Here is a 19,213-nt window from a genome sequence, read left to right as displayed (position 1 = left end):
AAGCCCCCGGCTGAGCGGGGGCTTTTGTGCATAAAAAGCGCGAGACGATGGCCAGCACCGCCCCGCGCAGATCCCGTCAGGCCGTGGCAGGGAGTGCCTTGCCCATCGGGTAGGATTTCGCACGCGCGGTCTCTTGCAGCTCCGAGACACCAAGGTGCATCAGCTGCAATTCACCACGCGACATGCCGATATCATCAAGCAACCGATCATCGGCCCGCGCCAGCAAAAACGCGGTCGAGCGGCGCAGCTGCAGCAAGGAAACGAGACGGGCGAACATGATGACCTCCTATGAATGACAAGCGGTAAATGCGCCTCTCGTTGACATTTTACAAACGAATAGGTTTTATGGCTGACATAAATTTCACTCATAGGTCCGACAATGCTAGCGCCGCTCGACTCTGATTTGATGCGCAGCTTTCTGGCGGTGGCCGATACGGGCTCAGTCACCCATGCCGCCGCCCGCCTTTTCCGCACGCAATCAGCCGTATCCCTGCAGATCAAACGGTTAGAAGAAAGCCTCGGCCAACCGCTTTTTGAGCGCCAAGCCCGCGGCGTCACGCTCACCCCCCGCGGCAAGCAGCTTTTGCCCTATGCCCGCCGCGTGGTGCAGACCCTGGACGAGGCCGCGATTGCCTTGCGTGAAAAGACCCTTGTCGGCCCGGTGCGCGTGGGCATCCCAGATGAATATTCCGGCACCGTCCTGCCCCGCGCTTTGGCAGCCTTTGATGCCCGGCATGAGGGTGTGCAAGTCTCGGTCCGGGTCGATCATTCCGAGGCGCTTCTGGAGGCGCTCGACAATGACCTTATCGACATGGCGGTGATCTACGACTGGGCCTATGTGCAAGAAGGTGAGGTGCTGGCCGTCGACCCCACGGTTTGGGCCACTTCGATCCACCACGAACAGCATCTGCGCCAGCCGGTCCCGGTCGCGGTCTATTTCAAATCCGACTGGAGCCGCGACTACGCCGAGCAATCGCTGAACCGCCAAGGCATCAACTGGCGCACCGCTTGGACCTGTGACATGGCGGGCGGTTTCCGCGTCGCCACTGCCAATGGCATGGCCATCGCGCCCCTGTCGCGCAGCACCATCCCCGAGGGCTGCCGCGAGCTCACCAGCGCAGATGGCTATTCGCTGATCGACAGCGCCCGCGTCGTGCTGCGCCGCAACCCGCGCGGCGGCTCGCAAGCCCTAGATGGCATGGCCAGCCTCCTGCGTGAGGCCTTTGCCACCCTTGCCGCGCCGGTCATCGACTAGCACCACCGACCCTTGCCTAAGCTCAGCCGCTTCGCTAGCCATGCGTAACCGTTTTATGACAGGCGCGCGAACGTGAGCCTTAGCGTCTTCCTTGCCGTTCTGGCCGCGGCCTTTTTGCACGCCAGCTGGAATGCGTTGATCCGCAGCGGCACTGCAGGCGGATCGCGGCTGCAAAACCTTTTGGTGCTGGCGCTGGTGCAGGGCGCCTTGGGCGTCGCGCTCCTCTGCTTCGCCCCCCTACCCCCTTTGCAGATCTGGCCTTGGCTGATCGCCGCCGGAGCCCTTCATGCGGGCTATAAGCTCTGCCTCTCAGCCGCTTACGACCACGGAGACCTCAGCCGCGTCTACCCGATCGCGCGCGGCACGGCGCCCCTCTTGACCCTGCTGCTCACGGTCGCTTTGGGCATCGATGCGTTGAAATCAGGCCCAGTGCTGGCGATCTTGGTCCTCGTCGCGGGCATCCTGACCATGGCGGCCAGCGCCCTGCGCGCAGGCGAGAGCCGCCGGTTGATCCCTTGGGCCTTGGCCACAGCCACCATGACCGCCGCTTATACTTTGGTCGATGGCATCGGCGTGCGCCAAGCGGGCGATCTTTGGATGTTCCTTGGCTGGACCTTCGCGCTCGACGGGCTTTTCTTCGGCCTTGCCACCCTTGCCCTGCAAGGCCCCGGCATCTTCCGCATCAGCCGCAGCGGCTGGAGCCGGGGCGCGATGGCCGGTGCCGCCTCGCTTGGCTCTTACGGTGTCGCGGTCTGGGCCATGACCAAGGCTCCGATCGCGATGGTGGGCGCGTTGCGCGAAACCTCGATCCTTTTCGCCATGCTGATGGGCTGGCTGATTTTTCACGAGCCGATGAGCCGCGACAAAGCGCTGGCCGGAGGCCTCATTCTATTGGGAGTGGTGTTGATGCAGGTCTTGGCATGAGTCTTTGGGTGTTTCTGGCCGTCATTGGCGCGGCCTTTCTGCATGCGCTTTGGAATGCGCTGATCAAACTTGGCACCTCGAAAGTCGGTGCCATGGTGATCCTGTCGATCGTCGAAGTGCCGATCGGGCTGGCGGTGGTCGCCGTCTCACCGCCGATCACCACGGCGGCGATCCCATGGGTGATCGCAGCGGGTTGCACGCATTTCGCCTATAAATCCTTTCTCTGCTACGCCTATGAGCGTGGCGATCTCAGCCGCGTCTACCCAATCGCAAGGGGCGCCGCGCCAATGCTGGTGGCCATTGTGGGGGCCTTCATCCTCGCCGATGCGCTCACCACACGACAGTATATGGCGATTGCTGTGCTCGCGGCCGGTATCTTGCTGATGGCACGCGGGATTTTCACCAGTGGTGAGGACCGCAAGATGCTGCCCTTTGCCTTGGGCTCGGCGCTGGCGACGGCCACCTATACGCTGATCGATGGCATGGGCGCGCGGATTTCCGACAGCCCGGCCGCCTATGTGGCATGGGTCTTTGTCGCCGATGGCCTGATCTTCTCTGTCGGTATGGTGGCTCTGCGCGGCTTCGCGGTCATCCCGCGCGATGGCCATGCTTGGCGGATGGGCACCCTTGCCTCCGCCGCCAGCTACGGCGCTTATGCGGTCTCGATCTGGGCCATGACGCTTGCCCCGATCGCCTTGGTCGCAGCTTTGCGCGAAACCTCGATCCTCTTTGCCGTGCTGATCGGCTGGCTCGCCTTTGGCGAAAAGATGAGCCGCGAGAAAGCTCTCGCGGCCTCAATCATCGTGGCAGGTGTGCTGCTCTCGCGGCTTTGATCCCCGCGCGCGCCGGGGATTAACGCACCCGGCGCGGCGCCTCTGGGATCATCTGTTGTACGATCCCGGCGAAGACCAGATAGAGCGAGGTGATGATCAGCCCCCAATGGGCAAAGCTGCCTTCGGCGAAATCGACCCATGCCGCTTGCGCCGCAAAAGCACACCAAAGCACACACATCGCCAAAGACAGCGGCCGCCAGCGCTTGGTGCGGGTCGGGTGGATGAACTTCAGATTGGTGAACATCGTCACCGTCAGACCGACCACCAAGATCAAGATAACCGTCTGCGACGGCTCCACCGCGAAGAGTGTCAGCACCACCATATTCCAGCAGGCCGGGAAGCCAGCAAAGCTTTTATCGGTGGTTTTCATACGGGTATCGGCGAAATAGACCACCGAGCCATAGCAGATCACGATGATCGCCAGCCAACCGGTCCAGCCGCTCAGAAGCCCCGATTGGAACAAGGCAAAGGCGGGGATGAAGACGTAAGTCAGGTAGTCGATGATCAAATCCATCAACACACCGTCATAGGTCGGCCAGTTCTTTTGCGTGTCATAGCGCCGCGCCAGCGGGCCATCGACCCCGTCCACGATCAGCGCGACAACCAGCCAAAGGAACATCAAGCTCCACTTGCCCTCGACCGCGGCCAGCATGGCGAACATCGACAATACCGCGCCGGTGGCGGTGAACAAATGGACCGAAAGGGCCTTGAGACGATCTGACATAGCTTTGTGATGTACCAATTTGGAAAAAGACGCAATGCATCCCAGGGTCGGGATTACGCTGGGGTGGTGTGAGGCTCAGAGTTGGGCAAGGCGTGATCAGAGGCAAAATCCGGCACCGCGCTGGAAGCCGAGGCGGCATCTTGGCTTTGGGCACGCGGATGTGCGCTTTCATAAACCTCCATCAAGCGGGCGGCGTCAACCGCCGTATAGGCTTGCGTGGTCGAAAGCGAGGCATGGCCCAGCAGTTCTTGGATCGCGCGCAGATCGCCCCCCGCCCCCAACAGATGCGTGGCAAAGCTGTGGCGCAAGGCATGCGGCGTGGCGGTGGCGGGCAAACCCAGTTGCAGCCGCGACTTCTCCATCGCCAGTTGGATCAGCCGAGGCGACAGCGGCCCGCCGCGCGCGCCTCGGAAAAGCGGCGCATCTTGGTCGATTTGATAGGGGCAAAGTTTGACATAATCCGACAAAGCCTCGGCGGCCGCGGGCAGCGTCGGCACCAGCCGCGTCTTGCCGCCCTTACCGCTGATGCGCAAAACCTGCGGTAAGGGATGGTCGGCCCCCGTCAGCGACAAAGCCTCGGAAATCCGCAGGCCGCAGCCGTAAAGCAAGGTCACCACCGCCACATCGCGAGCCTGCTGCCAGTCCCCGCGCGCCTGCTGGCCCACGGTTTCCAGCATGTCTACCGCCCCTTCCACAGAAAGGGGCCTTGGCAGCTTGCGCCGATATTTTGGACCACGCGCCGAAAGCACCGTCGTCGCCTCTAGCTGCCCCCGGTCCGCCGCCCAAGCCGTGAACCCTTTCACCGAAGACAAGGCCCGTGCCATCGAACGCGCTGAAATCCCTCGATCATTTCGCTCATAGGCCATCCAAGCGCGCAGATCGGTCTGCGCGGTTTCGACCACCGCACGCAGCCCCATCGAGCCGCCGTGATGCTGCGCGAGAAAGTGCAAGTAGCGTGAGACATCCGCCGAATAGGCCGCGATCGTATGGCGGCTTGCCCCTTTCAACGCCGACAGTTGCGCCAGCCAATCGGCAAGCCCGGCGCGCAGCTCGGCAGAAAGGGCCAAAGCCTCCATCGCCGCCTCAGTTCAACCAGCGGCGCATCGTCCGCTCAAAGATTCCGGCAAAGAAGGCGAGGAGATCGGTGCCATGCGTCGGCTTGAACTGATGCGGATCTTCCGCCCCGAAAACCAGCATCCCCGGCAGCCGCCCCTTGCCAAAATCCAACCTTAGCAGCGCTTCGGAATGGATATAGCCTGCCCGGTCGCCATAAAGCGCATCGCTCTCGGGCAGCACTTGCCGCAAAGTCACCGGGCGCAGCGGCACATTGCGCCCGCCCGCGACATATGAGGCCACAAAGCCCGGCTCAGCCACATAGAGCACATCGCCCAAACGCCGCAGCGCCGGATCATCGGCGCTTTGCACCGATTCCAGCACAAGCCGCACGCAATCAACCCGCAAGGTCGCCGCGACATCTTCAGTCAAAACGCGCAAAAACTCTTGAAAATCAAGCGGATCAAGCAGCTGCAGGATCGCGCGATGCACCTGATTTGTGCCCGCCAGATTTTCATAGGCCGCCGCGATCACGCCACGATGAGTGTCTTCCAACCGGTCCAACCGGGTCTCAAGCCGCTGCATCGCGATGCCGCGCAGATCAACGATATTGGCCCCCATCGCCCGCTCATTGGCGGCCACAAGCGCGTTCATCACATCGCGATCTTCCAAGATCGTTTCAGGTTCCGCCAGAATGCGGTCACGCAGGTCAGGTTCGATCATGTAAAAACTCGCCCGTCAGCTTTTGTGGCACAGCCTAAGATCATAACGAACTTAGGCTTCAGATGATCTAGGCTTCTAGCAGCTTTGCCAGCGTTTTTGAAGGTAACGTTGCAGCTCTGGCACGTAAAGCATGAAGGCACGAGATGTCCGAATAGGCCAAGATCAGAAGAAACTCTGTGGATCGATGTCGATCGCCAAGCGGCAATTGTTGGGCAAGCGCACCTGCGCCGCCCATTGCGCAAGCGCCTGTTGCAAGGCAACGCCCTTCGGCGCTTTGACCAAAAGCCGCACCCGATGCCGGCCGCGCACCCGCGCGATCGGGGCCGGCGCCGGCCCGTAAACCGTGGCGCCCACCGACAGCAACGGCCCGTTGCGCCGCGCCAGCTCATTGCCGATATCGAACAAAGGCGCCGGTTCCGGCCCCGAAAGGATGATCCCCGCCATCCGGCCATAGGGCGGCACGCCCTGCACCCGCCGCTCTTCTGCCTCGGCCCGCCAAAACGCCTCTTCATCGCCGCCAAGGATCGCCCGGATCACCGGATGATCCGGCTGATGGGTCTGCAGCCAAGCCTCTCCGGGCTTCTCCGCCCGCCCCGCGCGCCCCGCCACTTGGCGCATCAACTGAAATGTCCGCTCTGCCGCCCGCAGGTCCGAACCGTGCAAACCCAGATCAGCATCAATCACGCCCACCAGCGTAAGATGCGGAAAGTTATGGCCTTTCGCCACGATCTGCGTGCCAATGATAATATCGGCCCCGCCATCCGCAATCGCCACGATCTGCTCTTTCAGCGCCCGGGATGAGCCGAAAAGGTCCGAAGACAGCACCGCCACACGAGCGCCCGGGAAGCGCTCAACCACCTCTTCGGCCAGCCGCTCCACCCCCGGCCCCACGGCCGCCATTTTGCCCTCAACCTTGCAAGACGGACAGGCCACCGGCACCGGCTTCGAGGCGCCGCATTGATGGCACATCAACCGCTGTAAAAAGCGGTGTTCCACCATCCGCGCATCGCAATGATCGCAAGCCACCTGCCCGCCGCAAGCCCGGCACAGGGTCACCGGCGCATAGCCGCGGCGGTTCAAAAACAGCAAAGATTGCTCGCCCCGCGCCACCCGCTCGGCCACACCTTGCGCCAATGCCTCCGAGATCCAGCGCGTGCTCGGCAGCCCCGCCTCGCGCATATCGATCGCCCGCATCTGCGGCAATTCCGCCGCGCCAAAGCGCGCGCCAAGGTTCAGCCTTGTGTATTTCCCGGCTTCGGCATTGGCCCAAGTCTCAAGGCTCGGCGTCGCCGAAGCCAGCACCACCGGACAGCCGGTGATTGACGCGCGCAGCACCGCCATATCGCGGGCATTATACAAGACGCCCTCTTCCTGCTTGTAAGAGGTGTCGTGCTCTTCATCGACAACGATCAGGCCAAGGTCTTGAAACGGCAAGAAAAGCGCCGACCTTGCGCCCACCACAAAGGATGCCTCACCAACCGACAGCATCTTCCACAGCCGCCGCCGCTCGGTCATCGTGACGCCCGAGTGCCATTCCGCTGGCCGCGCGCCAAAGCGGGTCTCAACCCGCGCCAGAAAATCCGCCGTCAGCGCAATTTCCGGCAGCAAAACCAAGGCCTGCCGCCCGCGCCGCAAGGTCTCGGCCACCGCCTCCAGATAGACCTCGGTCTTGCCCGAGCCGGTCACGCCTTTGAGCAAAATCCCCTGATAGGCCTCCGCCGCCACGGCATGCACCAAGGCATCGCCCGCCGCCAACTGATCCCCCGCCAGCCGCATCAGCCCCTTGGGGTTCAGCAAGGGATAGGGCAAATCCTTGGGGCTGTCCTCTTCGGCCACCACCCCCATCTTGACCAGACCTTTGACAACCGAAGGCCCGCAGCCCGCCGCCTCGGCCAACTCACCCAAAGTGACCGCGGCGCCACCATAGCCGCGCAGCGCCTCAATCACCCGGTGGCGCGCATCGGTCAGCTGGTTCGGCACCGGCCCCGCCAGCCGGTAGACCTTGCGCATCCCCGGCGGATCACCTAAGCCCGGCGCCCGCGTCGCCAGCCGCAGCATCGCGGGCAATGGCGTCAGCGTGTAATCCGCCGCCCGCGCCAGAAAGAGCCGCAGCTCCTCGCGCATCGGTGCCGCATCCAGCACCCGGATCACCGCCCGCAGCTTGGCCGGATCCCAATCGCCCTTGCCCGGCCCCCAAACCACGCCCAAAACCTTGCGCGGCCCCAAGGGCACCTCGACATAATCGCCGCTGCCGCAGCCGCCCTCGGGCGCGCGATAGTCCAAAACCCGGCCAATCGGCTCGGTGGTGAGCACCCCCACCGTCTCACCTTGGCTGAAATGCCGCTCGGTCATCGCTTTCCCCGACGCGCCCTTTCGCATCATCCATCTTTCAGGTAATAGCCGCGCGACCCTTACACCTCCACCCCTGCAATGAGATAGGAACACCTCCAATGAGATTCTTCGTCGATACCGCTGATGTGGATGCCATCCGCGAATTGCACGATCTCGGTATGGTTGATGGCGTGACCACCAACCCCTCGCTGATCATGAAATCCGGCCGTGACATCATCGAAGTCACCCGCGAAATCTGCTCCTTCGTCGAAGGCCCGGTTTCGGCCGAAGTCGTGGCGCTCAATGCCGAGGACATGATCAAAGAAGGCCGCAAACTGGCCGAGATCGCCGAGAACATTGCCGTCAAAGTGCCGCTGACCTGGGACGGCTTGAAAGCCTGTAAAGTGCTTTCGGAAGAGGGCAAAATGGTAAACGTGACGCTCTGCTTCAGCATCAACCAAGCGCTCTTGGCCGCCAAAGCCGGCGCGACCTTCATCAGCCCCTTCATCGGCCGCTTGGACGATATCAACATCGACGGGCTCGAGCTGATCTCGGACATCCGTCAGGTCTATGACAACTATGGCTTCGAGACCAACATCCTTGCCGCCTCGATCCGCACTCTGAACCATGCTTCGCAATGCGCGCTGATCGGCGCCGATGTGATGACCGCTCCGCCTTCGGTCATCAAGGCAATGGCTGGCCATGTGCTGACCGACAAAGGCATGGATCAGTTCATGAAAGACTGGGCGAAAACCGGTCAAAAGATCCTCTGATCTTGCGGGGCCAAAGGCCCCAAACACCAAATCGAAAAGCCGGACCGCGCCTAACGGTCCGGCTTTTTTCATGGCCAACCAGCCCCTTAGCTTTTCATCTTGACCGAAATACTCTCCAGGGGTCCGGGGGTGGAAAACCCCCGGCCGCTGGCCCCTCAGCGCAGCCTCAACCCCTCAGCGCGGCCGATGCACATGCGCGCTTTGCACCAGCCCAAAGCCCACCAAGATCACCAGCATCGCCGATCCGCCATAGCTCAACAGCGGCAAAGGAACCCCCACCACCGGCGCCATCCCCATCACCATCGACAGGTTGACCGCGATGTAGAAAAAGAAGTTCGCCGCCACGCCAAGGATCAGGAGCGAAGAGAACCGATCGCGGTTCTGCAAGGCCGAGATTATACAAAATCCGATAATCAGCGCGTAAAGCACCAGCAAAGAAAACGCGCCCACAAAGCCAAACTCCTCGGCCAAAGTGGTAAAGATAAAGTCGGTGTGCTTCTCGGGCAAAAAGTTCAACCGGCTCTGCGTGCCTTGCATGAAGCCCTTGCCCGACCATCCCCCAGAGCCCAAAGCGATCTTGGCCTGCAAGATGTTATAGCCCGCCCCCAAAGGATCCGCCGCAGGGTCCAAAAACGTATCGATCCGGCGGTATTGATAGTTGTGCAAGAACTGCCACGGCGTGCCGCGCGTGGTGAAAACCGCCGCGACAATCCCGATCGTGACCGAGGCGACAGCCGCGAAATACCACAAGCTCACCCCGGCCGCGAACATCACCGCCGCCCCACCCAAGATCAGCATCAAAGACGTGCCAAGGTTCGGCTGCATCAGCACCAAAACCGTCGGCAGCATGATGATAAGAACCGGCAGCAGCACCCAAAATGGCCGCGAGATCTTCTTGGTGTCCAGCCAGTCGTAATAGGCCGCCAGCAGCATCACCAGCGTGAATTTCATCATCTCCGAGGGCTGGAACTGCAAGAACCCAAAGTCGATCCAGCGCTGCGCCCCCATATTGGTCTGGCCGCGAAACTCGACGTAAAGCAGCATCATGAACGAGAACAAATAGGCCAGCACCGCCATCGAGCGCCAAAACCAGATCGGCACCATCGCCACGAACAGCATCAAGATCGTGCCGGCGACGAAGACCTGCGCCTGCCTTTTGGCCCAGGTGTCGAAATTGCCCCCGGCCGTCGACCAAAGCATCAAGACCCCGACCGAGGCGACGGCTGAACACAACAGGATCAGCGGCCAATTCAGATAAAGCACCTTGCGGATGCCGGTCGGCACATGTTTGATGCGGCTTTCCAGAAAACTCATCTGGTTCAAGCCTTTCCGCGCGCAGGCGCTGCACCCGTCTCGGGGTCGCGCAGCGGCAATTGCTTCAACATCGTCTCAATCCGGCCCCGCTGCGACGCCGGATAGGCGCTCAGCGGTGGCAATCCATCCGACAAAGCCCGCAGCAAGATATCGCGCGCGATCGGTGCCGCCACGGTCGAGCCGCCGCCGCCATGCTCCACCACGACCGAGATCGCATAGCGTGGGTTGTCATAGGGCGCATAGCCCACGAACAAAGCATGGTCGCGCCGTTCCCACGGCAGTTGGTCATTGGAAATCACGCCCCGCGCGCGTTCGGCGGCAGTGATGTTGCGCACTTGGCTGGTGCCGGTTTTGCCCGCCATCGTCAGCGCCGGATCGGCGATCCGGGCCGAGCGCGCCGTGCCCCGCTCGGCATTCATCACATCGCTCATGCCGCGGCGCACCATCGCCAGATTGTCCGGCGATAGGCCCAAATCCTCAGCCTCGGCAATGGGTTGTTCTTCGGTGCCAATCATCCGCACCAACCGCGGCACCACCGCCTTGCCGGTGGCAATCCGCGACGTCATCACCGCCAGTTGCAAGGGCGAGGCCAGCACATAGCCCTGCCCGATCGAGGCGTTGATTGTATCACCAATCCGCCATTCCTGCTTATGCCGCTCCATCTTCCAGGCGCGGTTCGGCATAATCCCCTCAGCAATCGCCGACATCGGCAGATCATGGCGCTGGCCCAGTCCGAAAAGCCGCCCCATCTCGGCCATCTTCTCGATGCCAACTTTTTGGCAAATATCGTAATAATAGACGTCGCAGCTTTTCTCTAAGCTTTGCGCCAAATTGACCGTGCCATGGCCGCCACGCGAATGGCAGTGGAAGCGCCGCCCGCCAAATTCCATATAGCCGGGGCAACGCACCGCATGGCCGGGCTTGATCGCCCCTGCCTCCAAAGCGGCCAAAGCCGTCACCATCTTGAAGGTCGAGCCGGGCGGATAGGCCCCCGAGACCGACTTATTGGCCAAGGGGCGGTGGTCATGCTCGGTCAGGGCCGAGTAATCTTTCTGGCTGATCCCACGCACGAAAAGATTGGGGTCGAAGGACGGAGATGAGGCAATGCAAATGATATCGCCATTGCGCACATCCATCACCACAGCGGCCGCGCTTTCCTCGCCCAACCGGGCTTGGGCGAAGTTCTGCACATCGGCATCGATGGTCAGCCGGATATCGGCCCCCGCCTCACCCTCATGCCGCTCCAGCTCGCGCATGACGCGGCCAACATGGTTCACTTCGATGCGTTTCGTGCCCGCCGAGCCGCGCAAAGTGCTTTCCATCCAGCGCTCAACCCCGATCTTGCCGATCTGGAACTTCGGCAGGCGCAGCACAGGGTCAGGCGCTTCCTCGCCCTCAAGATCGCGGTCCGAGACCGGGCCGACATAGCCCACCGAATGGGCGAAATCGGTGTCGCGCGGGTATTGGCGCGACAGGCCCATTTCCGGCACCACCCCCGGCAAAGCCGGCGCATTGATCGCGATCTTTGAGAAATCCTCCCAAGAAATCCGATCCTTAACGATCACCGGCACAAAGGCCGAATGCTTCTTCACCGCCGCCGTGGCATCTTCCAGCTCTTCCGGCGTCATCGGGATCAGCGAGGCCAACCGCTTCATCACCAGATCCACATCGCCCGCATCTTCGCGCGTCACGACCACCCGGTAATTCTGCTCATTGCCCGCAATCACCTTGCCATTGCGGTCAAAGATAATGCCCCGGCGGGGCGGCAAGAGCCGCACCGAGATGCGGTTTTCCTCGGCCAAAAGCTTGAACTCATCGGCCTGATCGATCTGCAGATACCGCAGCCGCGCGCCCAAGGCGACGACCATCGCCGACATCGCCCCGCCCATCATCAGCGTGCGCCGGGTGATGCCGCGATGGCTGTCTTCATTGTCCTTTTGGGTGCGTCTCACAGCCGCCTCCCGAAATCATCGGTTTCGCCCGTTCCGGGCTTTCGCAGATCCAGCACAAGCCGCGAAGCGACCACCACGACAGGATAGGCCATCACCGACCAAAACACCTGAATCACCGCAAAAGCAAAAGGTTCTTGCGGCAGGAAGGTCAGCATATAGACCAACCGGTAGCCCAGCAGCATCGCCACCATCAGCCCCGCGACCAGTAGCCATTCGACCAGAAAATTCAACTCACGTGTCAGTGCGATCCGCGCCCGGATGAACTCGGTGCCCATGACCACAAAGGCGGTCCATAGCCCGGGTGGGCGCATCAAGATCAAATCCTCGACGAAAACCACCAAGGCGACCAAAGCCACCGGCAGATAATCCGGCCGCCGCATGACCCAAGCCAAGGACATGCACAGCAGCAAATCCGGCCCCGGAAAACCCCCAGCGGCCGAGCCAAGCGGCAAAAGCTTTAGGAACAAAAACAGGATCGCAAGCCACAGGAACAGGATGCGGTAACCCCAAGGCGCGGCACCGATGAAGCCATTCATGGGCTGGCCTCGCCCGCCGCCTCATCGCCTGCCTCAGCCGCGCCCGAGCCCTCTTCGCCCACGTCACCGCCCCCCTGCACCGGAGGCGCTGCTGCCTCCCCCTCGCCATCCACCGCCACTTCCGGCGCCGAGGGCAAGAGCGGAGGCGCGATCAGCGCGCCGGGATCAGTGATCGGTTCCAGCTCATGGCTGCGCAGCACGCGCAAGAACTCAAGCCGTTGATATTCCGCCGACATCACCACGCGCAGCCGCCGATCGGTGTCGCGCACCACCTGGCCAACCAACAGCCCCGCCGGCAGCACCCCGCCGTCTCCGGCCGTCACCACCCGGTCCCCCGGCGCAATCTCATCGGTGTCCTCGATGAACTCCAAGATCGGCATTGCCGAATTGTCACCCGACAACAGCGCCTTCTGTCCCGAGGGCTGCACCGTCACCGGCACCCGGCTGTTGGTATCGGTCAGCAAAATCACCCGGCTGGTGCGCGGGCCCACGCCCGAGATCCGGCCCACAAAGCCCAGACCATCCATCGTCGCCCAGCCATCGCGGATGCCGTCCCGCGCGCCCACGTTCAGCAGCACCGATTGCCGGAACGGGCTGCCGGAATCGGCCAAAACCTGCCCCGTCACCCAAGTCAGCTTCGGATCGAGCCGCACCTTGTTCAGATCCAACAGCCGCGCATTCTGCTCGCCCAGCTGCCGCGCCGCCTCTTTCCAAGCCGACATCTTTTGCAGCTCGCGCTTCAGCTCTTGGTTCTGCTCATAGATCCGATTGTAGGACTGGAAATCTTCCACCATCCCCGCCGCGCGCCGCACCGGCACCAGCGCCCATTCCATATTCGGCACCACCGCATCAACCAAAGCCGCACGGAACCGCTCGACGCGTGGCGAGTCGATCCGCCAGAGCATGAAGATGCCAAACAGGAGCAGCACCAGCAGCACCACCAACAGGCGGCGCAGCGGGCGCGAATAGTCTTCCGATGGTCTCACTCTGGCCAAAAGCGCCTCAAAACCCGGTGCCGTCCCCTAGAGGCGCCGCAAAAGCGCCCCTGCATCAGCTGATCGCTGCGGTTCTGCGCCAGCGGCTCAGCTGTCGTAATCGATCACGTGGCGCAGTTGCTTTTCGTATTCCAAGGCTTTGCCGGTGCCCAAAGCAACACAATTCAGCGACTCATTCGCCACCGAGATCGAAAGCCCGGTCTGCTCGCGCAGCGCGAGATCAAGATCACCCAGCAAAGCCCCGCCCCCGGTCAGCATCACGCCGCGGTCTACGATATCCGCCGCCAGATCCGGCGGAGTGGCCTCCAAAGCCTGCATCACCGCATCGCAAATCTGCTGCACCGGCTCGGCCAAAGCCTCGGCCACTTGGGCTTGGTTGATCTCGGTTTCCTTCGGCACACCGTTCAACAGGTCGCGCCCACGAATGGTCATCGAAGAGCCGCGCCCATCATCGGGCATCCGCGCCGTGCCGATCGAGGTCTTGATCCGCTCGGCGGTCGATTCCCCGATCAACAGGTTCTGGTGACGCCGCAGATAAGAGATGATCGCCTCATCCATCCGGTCGCCGCCAACGCGGACCGAGCGCGCATAAACGATATCGCCCAAGCTCAAGACGGCAACTTCCGTGGTGCCGCCGCCGATATCCACCACCATCGAGCCGGTCGGCTCGGTGATCGGCATGCCTGCGCCAATCGCCGCCGCAATCGGCTCGGCAATCAGCCCGGCGCGCTTGGCACCCGCTTGCAGCACCGAGTTGCGGATCGCGCGTTTCTCCACCGGCGTCGCGCCATGCGGCACGCAAACGATCACCTTCACGCGGCTGAAGACCGAACGCTTTTGCACCTTGCGGATGAAATTCTTGATCATCTCTTCGGCGGCTTCAAAGTCCGCAATCACCCCGTCGCGCATCGGGCGGATCGCCTCGATCGTGCCCGGCGTGCGGCCCAGCATCAGCTTGGCATCCTCGCCCACCGCCAGAACCTGCTTCTTGCCGTCCTTGATGTGATAGGCCACCACCGAGGGCTCGTTCAGCACGATGCCACGGCCACGGATATAGACCAGCGTATTGGCTGTCCCCAGATCGATCGCCATATCAGACGAGAAAAGCCCAGAGGTGAGACCAGAGAAGAGAGACATGCGGACGGGTCCTTGCCAGTTGTAACGCGTCCCACGACTCGCCAAAGAGAGGGGGGCGTCTTCATATAAAGGCTTGCAGAAATAAGCGAAAGCCTAGGCTTCACCCGGTCACGCAAATCCGCGTGTCCGGCGGAAATTTGCACATTTTCAACATTATAGGCCTCAGTCAGCGCAATAATTTGCACATATCGAACAATCTAGCAGATTTTCAGCCTCCACCTGCCCGCTGCGGCCCATCATTCGCCCACCACAAAAGCAAACGGCGGCCCTGAAAAGGAACCGCCGCTTTCATTCCTCCCGTGGCAACGCGGGCAAGCGGGGGCTCGATGCCCCCCGCGCCCGCAGCCCGGCTCAGACCGCTTTCTTCAGCGCCTCAACCAGATCGACGCGCTCCCAGCTGAAGCCGCCATCCGCCGTCGGAGCCCGACCGAAATGGCCATAAGCCGCCGTGCGGGCATAGACCGGGCGCGTCAGGTTCAGATGCTCACGAATGCCGCGCGGCGTGAGGTCCATAACCTCCATCACCGCCCGCTCAATCGCCGCAGCCTCAACTTTCCCGGTGCCATGCGTATCGACATAGATCGACAAGGGCTTGGCTACGCCAATCGCATAGCTCACCTGCAAGGTGCAGCGCTCAGCCAGACCCGCCGCCACTACGTTCTTCGCGAGATACCGCGCCGCATAGGCCGCCGAGCGGTCCACCTTGGTCGGATCCTTGCCGGAGAAGGCCCCGCCACCATGCGGTGCCGCGCCACCGTAAGTATCCACGATGATCTTACGTCCCGTCAGACCTGCATCGCCATCGGGGCCGCCGATCACGAAAACCCCGGTCGGGTTCACATGCCATTCGGTCTTTTTGGTGATCCAGCCTTCGGGCAGGATCTCGCGGATATAGGGCTCGACGATGCCACGGATCACCTTCGAGGTCTGCCGCTTCGAGGCATGCTGCGTCGAGAGCACAATCGAGGTCACCTCAACCGGCTTGCCGTCTTCATAGCGCAACGACAGCTGCGATTTGGCATCCGGGCCCAAAGTCGGCTCTTGGCCGGATTTGCGCACCTCGGCCAGACGGCGCAGGATGGCATGGGCATATTGGATCGGCGCCGGCATCAGCTCGGGCGTCTCCGAGCAAGCATAGCCGAACATAATGCCCTGATCGCCTGCCCCGTCACGGTCCACGCCTTGCGCGATATGCGCCGACTGCTCATGCAGATAGTTGTGGATCTTGATCTTTTCCCAGTGGAATTTCTTTTGCTCGTATCCAATGTCGCGCACGCAATCGCGGACAATACCGTCGATGCGTTCCATCATCGCCTTGGTCTTCTCTTTCGACGAAAGACCAACCTCCCCGCCCACAACCACACGATTGGTGGTGGCAAAGGTTTCACAGGCGACACGGGCATTGGGCTCTTCGGTCAGAAATGCGTCCAGCACCGCGTCAGAAACGCGATCGCACAACTTGTCGGGATGTCCCTCTGAAACGGATTCAGAGGTGAAGACGTAGGAGTTGCGGCTCATGGGGAAGTGCTCCGTTGGGGTTTACCCGTCACGCCAGGAAGCCGTTGTGACGGTTTAGTACTCGCCCCGCCTAAGCGGTCCGGCCCTGTTTTTCAAGTGCGCTCACGCGCCCCGCGCCCGATCGCCGCAAAGCCGAGTGCTGCAAGCAACAGCACAACCAGCGGCAGATCACCGCTGCGGGCATAAAGCGGTGCCGGCAAAGCGCCGGGCAAAGCCACATCCAAAACCCCGCGCGCGCCCATGCCCATCAGCGCCGGCGCACCGCTCACATCCGCAACCACCTGCCCGCGCGCATCCACCACGGCTGAAATCCCGGTATTGGCCACCCGCACCAAGGGCAGACCCTGCTCAATCGCCCGCAACCGCGCTTGCGCGAAATGCTGATACGGTCCGGTCAAAGTGCCAAACCAAGCATCATTGGTGATTTGCAAGATCCAAGCCGGACGCTCTTCGGTCCAAACCTCCTCGGGGAAGATCGCCTCATAGCAAATCAACACCCGCGCCCGACCCAAAAGCCCGTTCAACGCAGGCCCGAAATCCATCAGCTCGGCTTTACGGCCCGCCGTATACCCCGCCCCCTGCTGCGCCGCAAAAGCCCGCAAACCGAAAAGCCGGTAAGCCAGATCGCCAAAGGGAATATATTCGCCAAAGGGCACCAGATGGACCTTATCATAGCTCGGCCCAATGCTGCCCCCCGGCCCGAAAAGCGCAAAGCTGTTCCAGGCCTGCCGCCCGTCGCCCTCGACCCGCTGATAGCCCGAGGCCACCGGGATCTTCAGCCCGCCCAAGGCCAGCGCCGCGCCCTCGCCTTCGGTCATCAGATAAGGCACCGCCGTCTCGGGCCAAAGCGCCAGCGCCGGGGCCGCCTCCAAGGGGCTTTCCGTCAAAGCCATCAACAGATCGAAATTCGCCCGCGCCTCCTCGGGGTTCCATTTCAGGCTTTGCGCAATCGCAGGCTGCACCAAGCGCACAACCGGAGCCTCGCCCGCCTCACTGGGCGCCAACCGCGCGTGCTGCTGCCCCCAAAGCAAGACCCCGGCCAAAACCGCCACCGAGGCCGCCGTCCCGGCCTTCGGCGCCAGCACAGGCAGCGCGCAAAGCGCCAGTACCAAGGCCCCCAACCCATAGCCGCCGATCAGAGCCGCCAGTTGCTCGGCCGAGGTGTCCAGCGCCAAATGGCCAAAAAGCGCCCAAGGAAAGCCGGTCAGCAGATAGCCCCGCGCCAAATCCGCCAAGGCCAAAGCCGCCACCAAGGCCAAAAGCCGCAGCCCACCGGGGCGCGCCAAGCGCACAGCCAAAGCCGAGGCTCCGGCCCAAAAGAGCGCCAAGCCGAAGGCCAAAAGCGCCAAAGCAAAGGGGGCCATCCAGCCGTAAACCCAAGGGTCCACAAAGAAAGGCTGCACAATCCAATTGAGCGCCAAGGCAAAATGCCCCGCCCCGGCAAACAGCGCGACAGCAAAGCCGTCGCGCGCCCGGGCCTGCCGCACCAAAAGCGCCAGCACCCCGCAAAGCGCCGCCAAAGCCACGATATGCAAGCCAAAGGGCACCTGCCCCAAAGCCACGCCTGCGCCCAGCGCAACACTCAACGCGGCTTTTCTACGGCCAGGCCAAAGCCAGCTCTTCAGCCCGGACCAAAACGCCATTTACCGCAACACCGCCACCGCTTCGGCCTCGGCCACCGGCTCGGCATGACGGCGAATGCGCAGCCGCTTGATCCGCCGAGGATCGGCATCGACAATCTCGATCTGCGCGCCGGACTCGTGGTCCAGCACCTCACCGCGCGCCGGAACCCGGCCCATGCGCAAAAAGACCAGACCGCCGATCGTATCGACATCCTCGCCTTCGCCATCGGCGCGCAGCTTCATCTCCAAAGCCGCCTCGATTTCTTCCAAAGGCGCGGTGGATTGCGCCAAGATCACCCCCGGCGCCTCGGCCTTCCACAAAGCGCCTTCAACCTCATCATGCTCGTCATCGATCTCGCCGATCACGGTCTCAATGAGGTCTTCAATGGTCACCAGACCATCGACCCCGCCATATTCATCAATGACCAAGGCCATATGCACCCGCTCCTTTTGCATCTTTTGCAAAAGCACGCCCGAGGGCATCGAGGGCGGCGCGTAAAGAATGGGGCGCAAAAGCCGCTTGAGGCTGAACCGGCCGCCAGCCCCAAAACCATGCGTCAGCGCCAAATCCTTCAGCAAAACCAAGCCCTGCGGATGGTCCAAAGTGCCCTTATAGACCGGCATACGGCTGAAACCATGTTCGCGGAACATCTCGACCAGATCATCTTTGCCGATGTCCAAAGGCACGGCCGTGATCTCGGCTTTGGGGATCGCCACATCATCCACCCGCAGCCGGCGCAAAGCGCCAAGCCCGGCGCTGCCTTGCGCGGTCAGAGGCGCATCAGGCGTGCCCTCTGCGTCGGTTGAGGGCGAGAATGCGGAAAGGATCCGCCCCAAGAAGCCGCGTGTTGCGGCCTCGGGTCGTTCGTCTTCGGCTGGCTCCTGCATCGCGCTTTGCGATGCCGCCTGCCCATCGGTGCTACTGCCCATCGATCCTTTGTCCAACAAACATCCGTCTGGCGGATGCGCGCCTAATATGGGTCAGATAGGCCCATAGACGCAAGTATGCGCACCTCATGCGCCTCCATCAGCGTGGCGTCTTCGTCCTCGATATGGTCATAGCCCAGCAAATGCAGCACGGCGTGGATGATCAAATGGGTGACATGATCGGCCATCGGCTTGCCCTGCTCTTCCGCCTCCCGCGCGCAGGTCTCATAGGCAATGGCGATGTCGCCAAGCTCTTCGGGATCATCCACCTCGCCCGGCTCGGGGCGCTCAGGCTCTTCGCCGATCACCTCTGCCGCGCGCTCTTCCGAGGGCCAGCTGAGCACATTGGTCGGCGTGGGCTTGCCGCGAAAATCGGCATTGAGCGTGGCAATACGCGCATCATCGCAAGCCAGCAGCGAGATCAAAAAGCCGGCTTTCGGCAGGCCAAGCCCCGCCAGCGCCGCAGATGCCGCAGCCTCGGCCAAATGCTCAAGGCCAAAGGCCTCCCAGCGATCATCCTCGATCACAAGGTCGATCAGCGGCTCATCTTGCGGGGCGTTGTCTTGGCTCATCATAGCCCGCGCCTAACCTTTGCT

The 19,213-nt window shown here is 62.3% G+C and carries 18 protein-coding genes and 1 riboswitch; of the genes, 4 read left to right on the top strand and 14 right to left on the bottom strand.

Going from position 1 to position 19,213, the window contains the following annotated elements; all coding sequences use genetic code 11:
- Nucleotides 1-76: 76 nt before the first annotated feature.
- Entirely contained in the window at nucleotides 77-277 is a 201-nt protein-coding gene (locus tag Q9295_RS06850) for a DUF1127 domain-containing protein (protein WP_306679778.1), read from the bottom strand.
- A gap of 102 nt (nucleotides 278-379) precedes the next feature.
- Here Q9295_RS06850 and Q9295_RS06845 point away from each other — a divergent pair, with 102 nt between their 5' ends.
- The 3 genes from Q9295_RS06845 (at nucleotide 380) to Q9295_RS06835 (ending at nucleotide 3,012) form a co-directional block, all read left to right on the top strand.
- Nucleotides 380-1,255 (top strand): LysR family transcriptional regulator, encoded by an 876-nt coding sequence (locus Q9295_RS06845; RefSeq protein WP_306679777.1) that lies wholly within the window; start codon nucleotides 380-382, stop codon nucleotides 1,253-1,255.
- 72 nt (nucleotides 1,256-1,327) lie between these two features.
- On the top strand, nucleotides 1,328-2,179 hold the full coding sequence (locus Q9295_RS06840) for a DMT family transporter (RefSeq protein WP_306679776.1): 852 nt from the start codon (nucleotides 1,328-1,330) through the stop codon (nucleotides 2,177-2,179).
- Nucleotides 2,176-3,012: an EamA family transporter gene (locus Q9295_RS06835; protein WP_306679775.1), complete on the top strand. Its 837-nt coding sequence runs from the start codon at nucleotides 2,176-2,178 to the stop codon at nucleotides 3,010-3,012. The genes Q9295_RS06840 and Q9295_RS06835 overlap by 4 nt, the downstream gene beginning before the upstream one ends.
- Before the next feature lie 19 nt (nucleotides 3,013-3,031).
- Here Q9295_RS06835 and Q9295_RS06830 read toward each other — a convergent pair whose 3' ends face one another.
- From Q9295_RS06830 to Q9295_RS06815, 4 genes are all read right to left on the bottom strand, one after another.
- Complete coding sequence (locus tag Q9295_RS06830) at nucleotides 3,032-3,736, bottom strand: CDP-alcohol phosphatidyltransferase family protein (protein ID WP_306679774.1); 705 nt, start codon at nucleotides 3,734-3,736, stop codon at nucleotides 3,032-3,034.
- 53 nt (nucleotides 3,737-3,789) lie between these two features.
- On the bottom strand, nucleotides 3,790-4,812 hold the full coding sequence (locus Q9295_RS06825; RefSeq protein WP_306679773.1) for a tyrosine recombinase XerC: 1,023 nt from the start codon (nucleotides 4,810-4,812) through the stop codon (nucleotides 3,790-3,792).
- A gap of 7 nt (nucleotides 4,813-4,819) precedes the next feature.
- Nucleotides 4,820-5,512 carry a DUF484 family protein gene (locus Q9295_RS06820; protein ID WP_306679772.1) on the bottom strand — a complete coding sequence of 231 codons (693 nt, stop codon included), beginning with the start codon at nucleotides 5,510-5,512 and terminating at the stop codon, nucleotides 4,820-4,822.
- A 162-nt stretch (nucleotides 5,513-5,674) separates the two neighbouring features.
- The gene (locus tag Q9295_RS06815) at nucleotides 5,675-7,864 is read right to left on the bottom strand and encodes a primosomal protein N' (RefSeq protein ID WP_306679881.1); all 2,190 of its coding nucleotides are present in this window, start codon (nucleotides 7,862-7,864) and stop codon (nucleotides 5,675-5,677) included.
- A 98-nt stretch (nucleotides 7,865-7,962) separates the two neighbouring features.
- Between Q9295_RS06815 and fsa the strand changes: the two genes are divergently transcribed.
- Nucleotides 7,963-8,616: a fructose-6-phosphate aldolase gene (gene fsa / locus Q9295_RS06810; RefSeq protein ID WP_306679771.1), complete on the top strand. Its 654-nt coding sequence runs from the start codon at nucleotides 7,963-7,965 to the stop codon at nucleotides 8,614-8,616.
- A 174-nt stretch (nucleotides 8,617-8,790) separates the two neighbouring features.
- On the opposite strand, the gene rodA is transcribed toward fsa, so the two are convergent.
- The 9 genes from rodA to ybeY all read right to left on the bottom strand — a co-directional run bounded on the left by rodA (nucleotide 8,791) and on the right by ybeY (nucleotide 19,192).
- Entirely contained in the window at nucleotides 8,791-9,930 is a 1,140-nt protein-coding gene (gene rodA / locus Q9295_RS06805; RefSeq protein ID WP_306679770.1) for a rod shape-determining protein RodA, read from the bottom strand.
- 5 nt (nucleotides 9,931-9,935) lie between these two features.
- Entirely contained in the window at nucleotides 9,936-11,882 is a 1,947-nt protein-coding gene (mrdA, locus tag Q9295_RS06800; RefSeq protein WP_306679769.1) for a penicillin-binding protein 2, read from the bottom strand.
- Complete coding sequence (locus tag Q9295_RS06795; RefSeq protein WP_306679768.1) at nucleotides 11,879-12,418, bottom strand: rod shape-determining protein MreD; 540 nt, start codon at nucleotides 12,416-12,418, stop codon at nucleotides 11,879-11,881. Before Q9295_RS06795 ends, mrdA begins: the two co-directional genes overlap by 4 nt.
- Entirely contained in the window at nucleotides 12,415-13,413 is a 999-nt protein-coding gene (mreC, locus tag Q9295_RS06790) for a rod shape-determining protein MreC (protein ID WP_306679767.1), read from the bottom strand. Before mreC ends, Q9295_RS06795 begins: the two co-directional genes overlap by 4 nt.
- A gap of 87 nt (nucleotides 13,414-13,500) precedes the next feature.
- Complete coding sequence (locus Q9295_RS06785; protein WP_306679766.1) at nucleotides 13,501-14,550, bottom strand: rod shape-determining protein; 1,050 nt, start codon at nucleotides 14,548-14,550, stop codon at nucleotides 13,501-13,503.
- Between the two features lie 351 nt (nucleotides 14,551-14,901).
- Nucleotides 14,902-16,068, bottom strand: a complete 1,167-nt coding sequence (gene metK / locus Q9295_RS06780; RefSeq protein WP_306679765.1) for a methionine adenosyltransferase — start codon at nucleotides 16,066-16,068, stop codon at nucleotides 14,902-14,904.
- A gap of 7 nt (nucleotides 16,069-16,075) precedes the next feature.
- Nucleotides 16,076-16,124: riboswitch (SAM-SAH riboswitch) on the bottom strand.
- 36 nt (nucleotides 16,125-16,160) lie between these two features.
- On the bottom strand, nucleotides 16,161-17,654 hold the full coding sequence (gene lnt, locus Q9295_RS06775) for an apolipoprotein N-acyltransferase (RefSeq protein WP_306679764.1): 1,494 nt from the start codon (nucleotides 17,652-17,654) through the stop codon (nucleotides 16,161-16,163).
- 57 nt (nucleotides 17,655-17,711) lie between these two features.
- Complete coding sequence (locus Q9295_RS06770) at nucleotides 17,712-18,620, bottom strand: transporter associated domain-containing protein (protein WP_306679763.1); 909 nt, start codon at nucleotides 18,618-18,620, stop codon at nucleotides 17,712-17,714.
- Between the two features lie 41 nt (nucleotides 18,621-18,661).
- Entirely contained in the window at nucleotides 18,662-19,192 is a 531-nt protein-coding gene (gene ybeY, locus Q9295_RS06765; protein ID WP_373457434.1) for an rRNA maturation RNase YbeY, read from the bottom strand.
- Nucleotides 19,193-19,213: the final 21 nt, after the last annotated feature.

The sequence above is a fragment of the Pseudogemmobacter lacusdianii genome (assembly GCF_030848395.1).
Taxonomy (GTDB): Bacteria; Pseudomonadota; Alphaproteobacteria; order Rhodobacterales; family Rhodobacteraceae; genus Pseudogemmobacter; species Pseudogemmobacter lacusdianii.
The sequence above is the reverse complement of the archived record's forward strand: the minus strand, read 5'-3'. Positions and strand labels throughout refer to the sequence as shown.

Excerpts from the sequence above, each read along its gene's own strand:
- Q9295_RS06850 (WP_306679778.1), bottom strand. The coding sequence starts at position 277 with ATGTTCGCCCGTCTCGTTTCCTTGCTGCAGCTGCGCCGCTCGACCGCG.
- Q9295_RS06845 (WP_306679777.1), top strand. The coding sequence starts at position 380 with ATGCTAGCGCCGCTCGACTCTGATTTGATGCGCAGCTTTCTGGCGGTG.
- Q9295_RS06835 (WP_306679775.1), top strand. The coding sequence starts at position 2,176 with ATGAGTCTTTGGGTGTTTCTGGCCGTCATTGGCGCGGCCTTTCTGCAT.
- Q9295_RS06830 (WP_306679774.1), bottom strand. The coding sequence starts at position 3,736 with ATGTCAGATCGTCTCAAGGCCCTTTCGGTCCATTTGTTCACCGCCACC.
- Q9295_RS06825 (WP_306679773.1), bottom strand. The coding sequence starts at position 4,812 with ATGGAGGCTTTGGCCCTTTCTGCCGAGCTGCGCGCCGGGCTTGCCGAT.
- Q9295_RS06820 (WP_306679772.1), bottom strand. The coding sequence starts at position 5,512 with ATGATCGAACCTGACCTGCGTGACCGCATTCTGGCGGAACCTGAAACG.
- Q9295_RS06815 (WP_306679881.1), bottom strand. The coding sequence starts at position 7,864 with ATGACCGAGCGGCATTTCAGCCAAGGTGAGACGGTGGGGGTGCTCACC.
- fsa (WP_306679771.1), top strand. The coding sequence starts at position 7,963 with ATGAGATTCTTCGTCGATACCGCTGATGTGGATGCCATCCGCGAATTG.
- rodA (WP_306679770.1), bottom strand. The coding sequence starts at position 9,930 with ATGAGTTTTCTGGAAAGCCGCATCAAACATGTGCCGACCGGCATCCGC.
- Q9295_RS06795 (WP_306679768.1), bottom strand. The coding sequence starts at position 12,418 with ATGAATGGCTTCATCGGTGCCGCGCCTTGGGGTTACCGCATCCTGTTC.
- Q9295_RS06785 (WP_306679766.1), bottom strand. The coding sequence starts at position 14,550 with ATGTCTCTCTTCTCTGGTCTCACCTCTGGGCTTTTCTCGTCTGATATG.
- metK (WP_306679765.1), bottom strand. The coding sequence starts at position 16,068 with ATGAGCCGCAACTCCTACGTCTTCACCTCTGAATCCGTTTCAGAGGGA.
- Q9295_RS06770 (WP_306679763.1), bottom strand. The coding sequence starts at position 18,620 with ATGGGCAGTAGCACCGATGGGCAGGCGGCATCGCAAAGCGCGATGCAG.
- ybeY (WP_373457434.1), bottom strand. The coding sequence starts at position 19,192 with ATGATGAGCCAAGACAACGCCCCGCAAGATGAGCCGCTGATCGACCTT.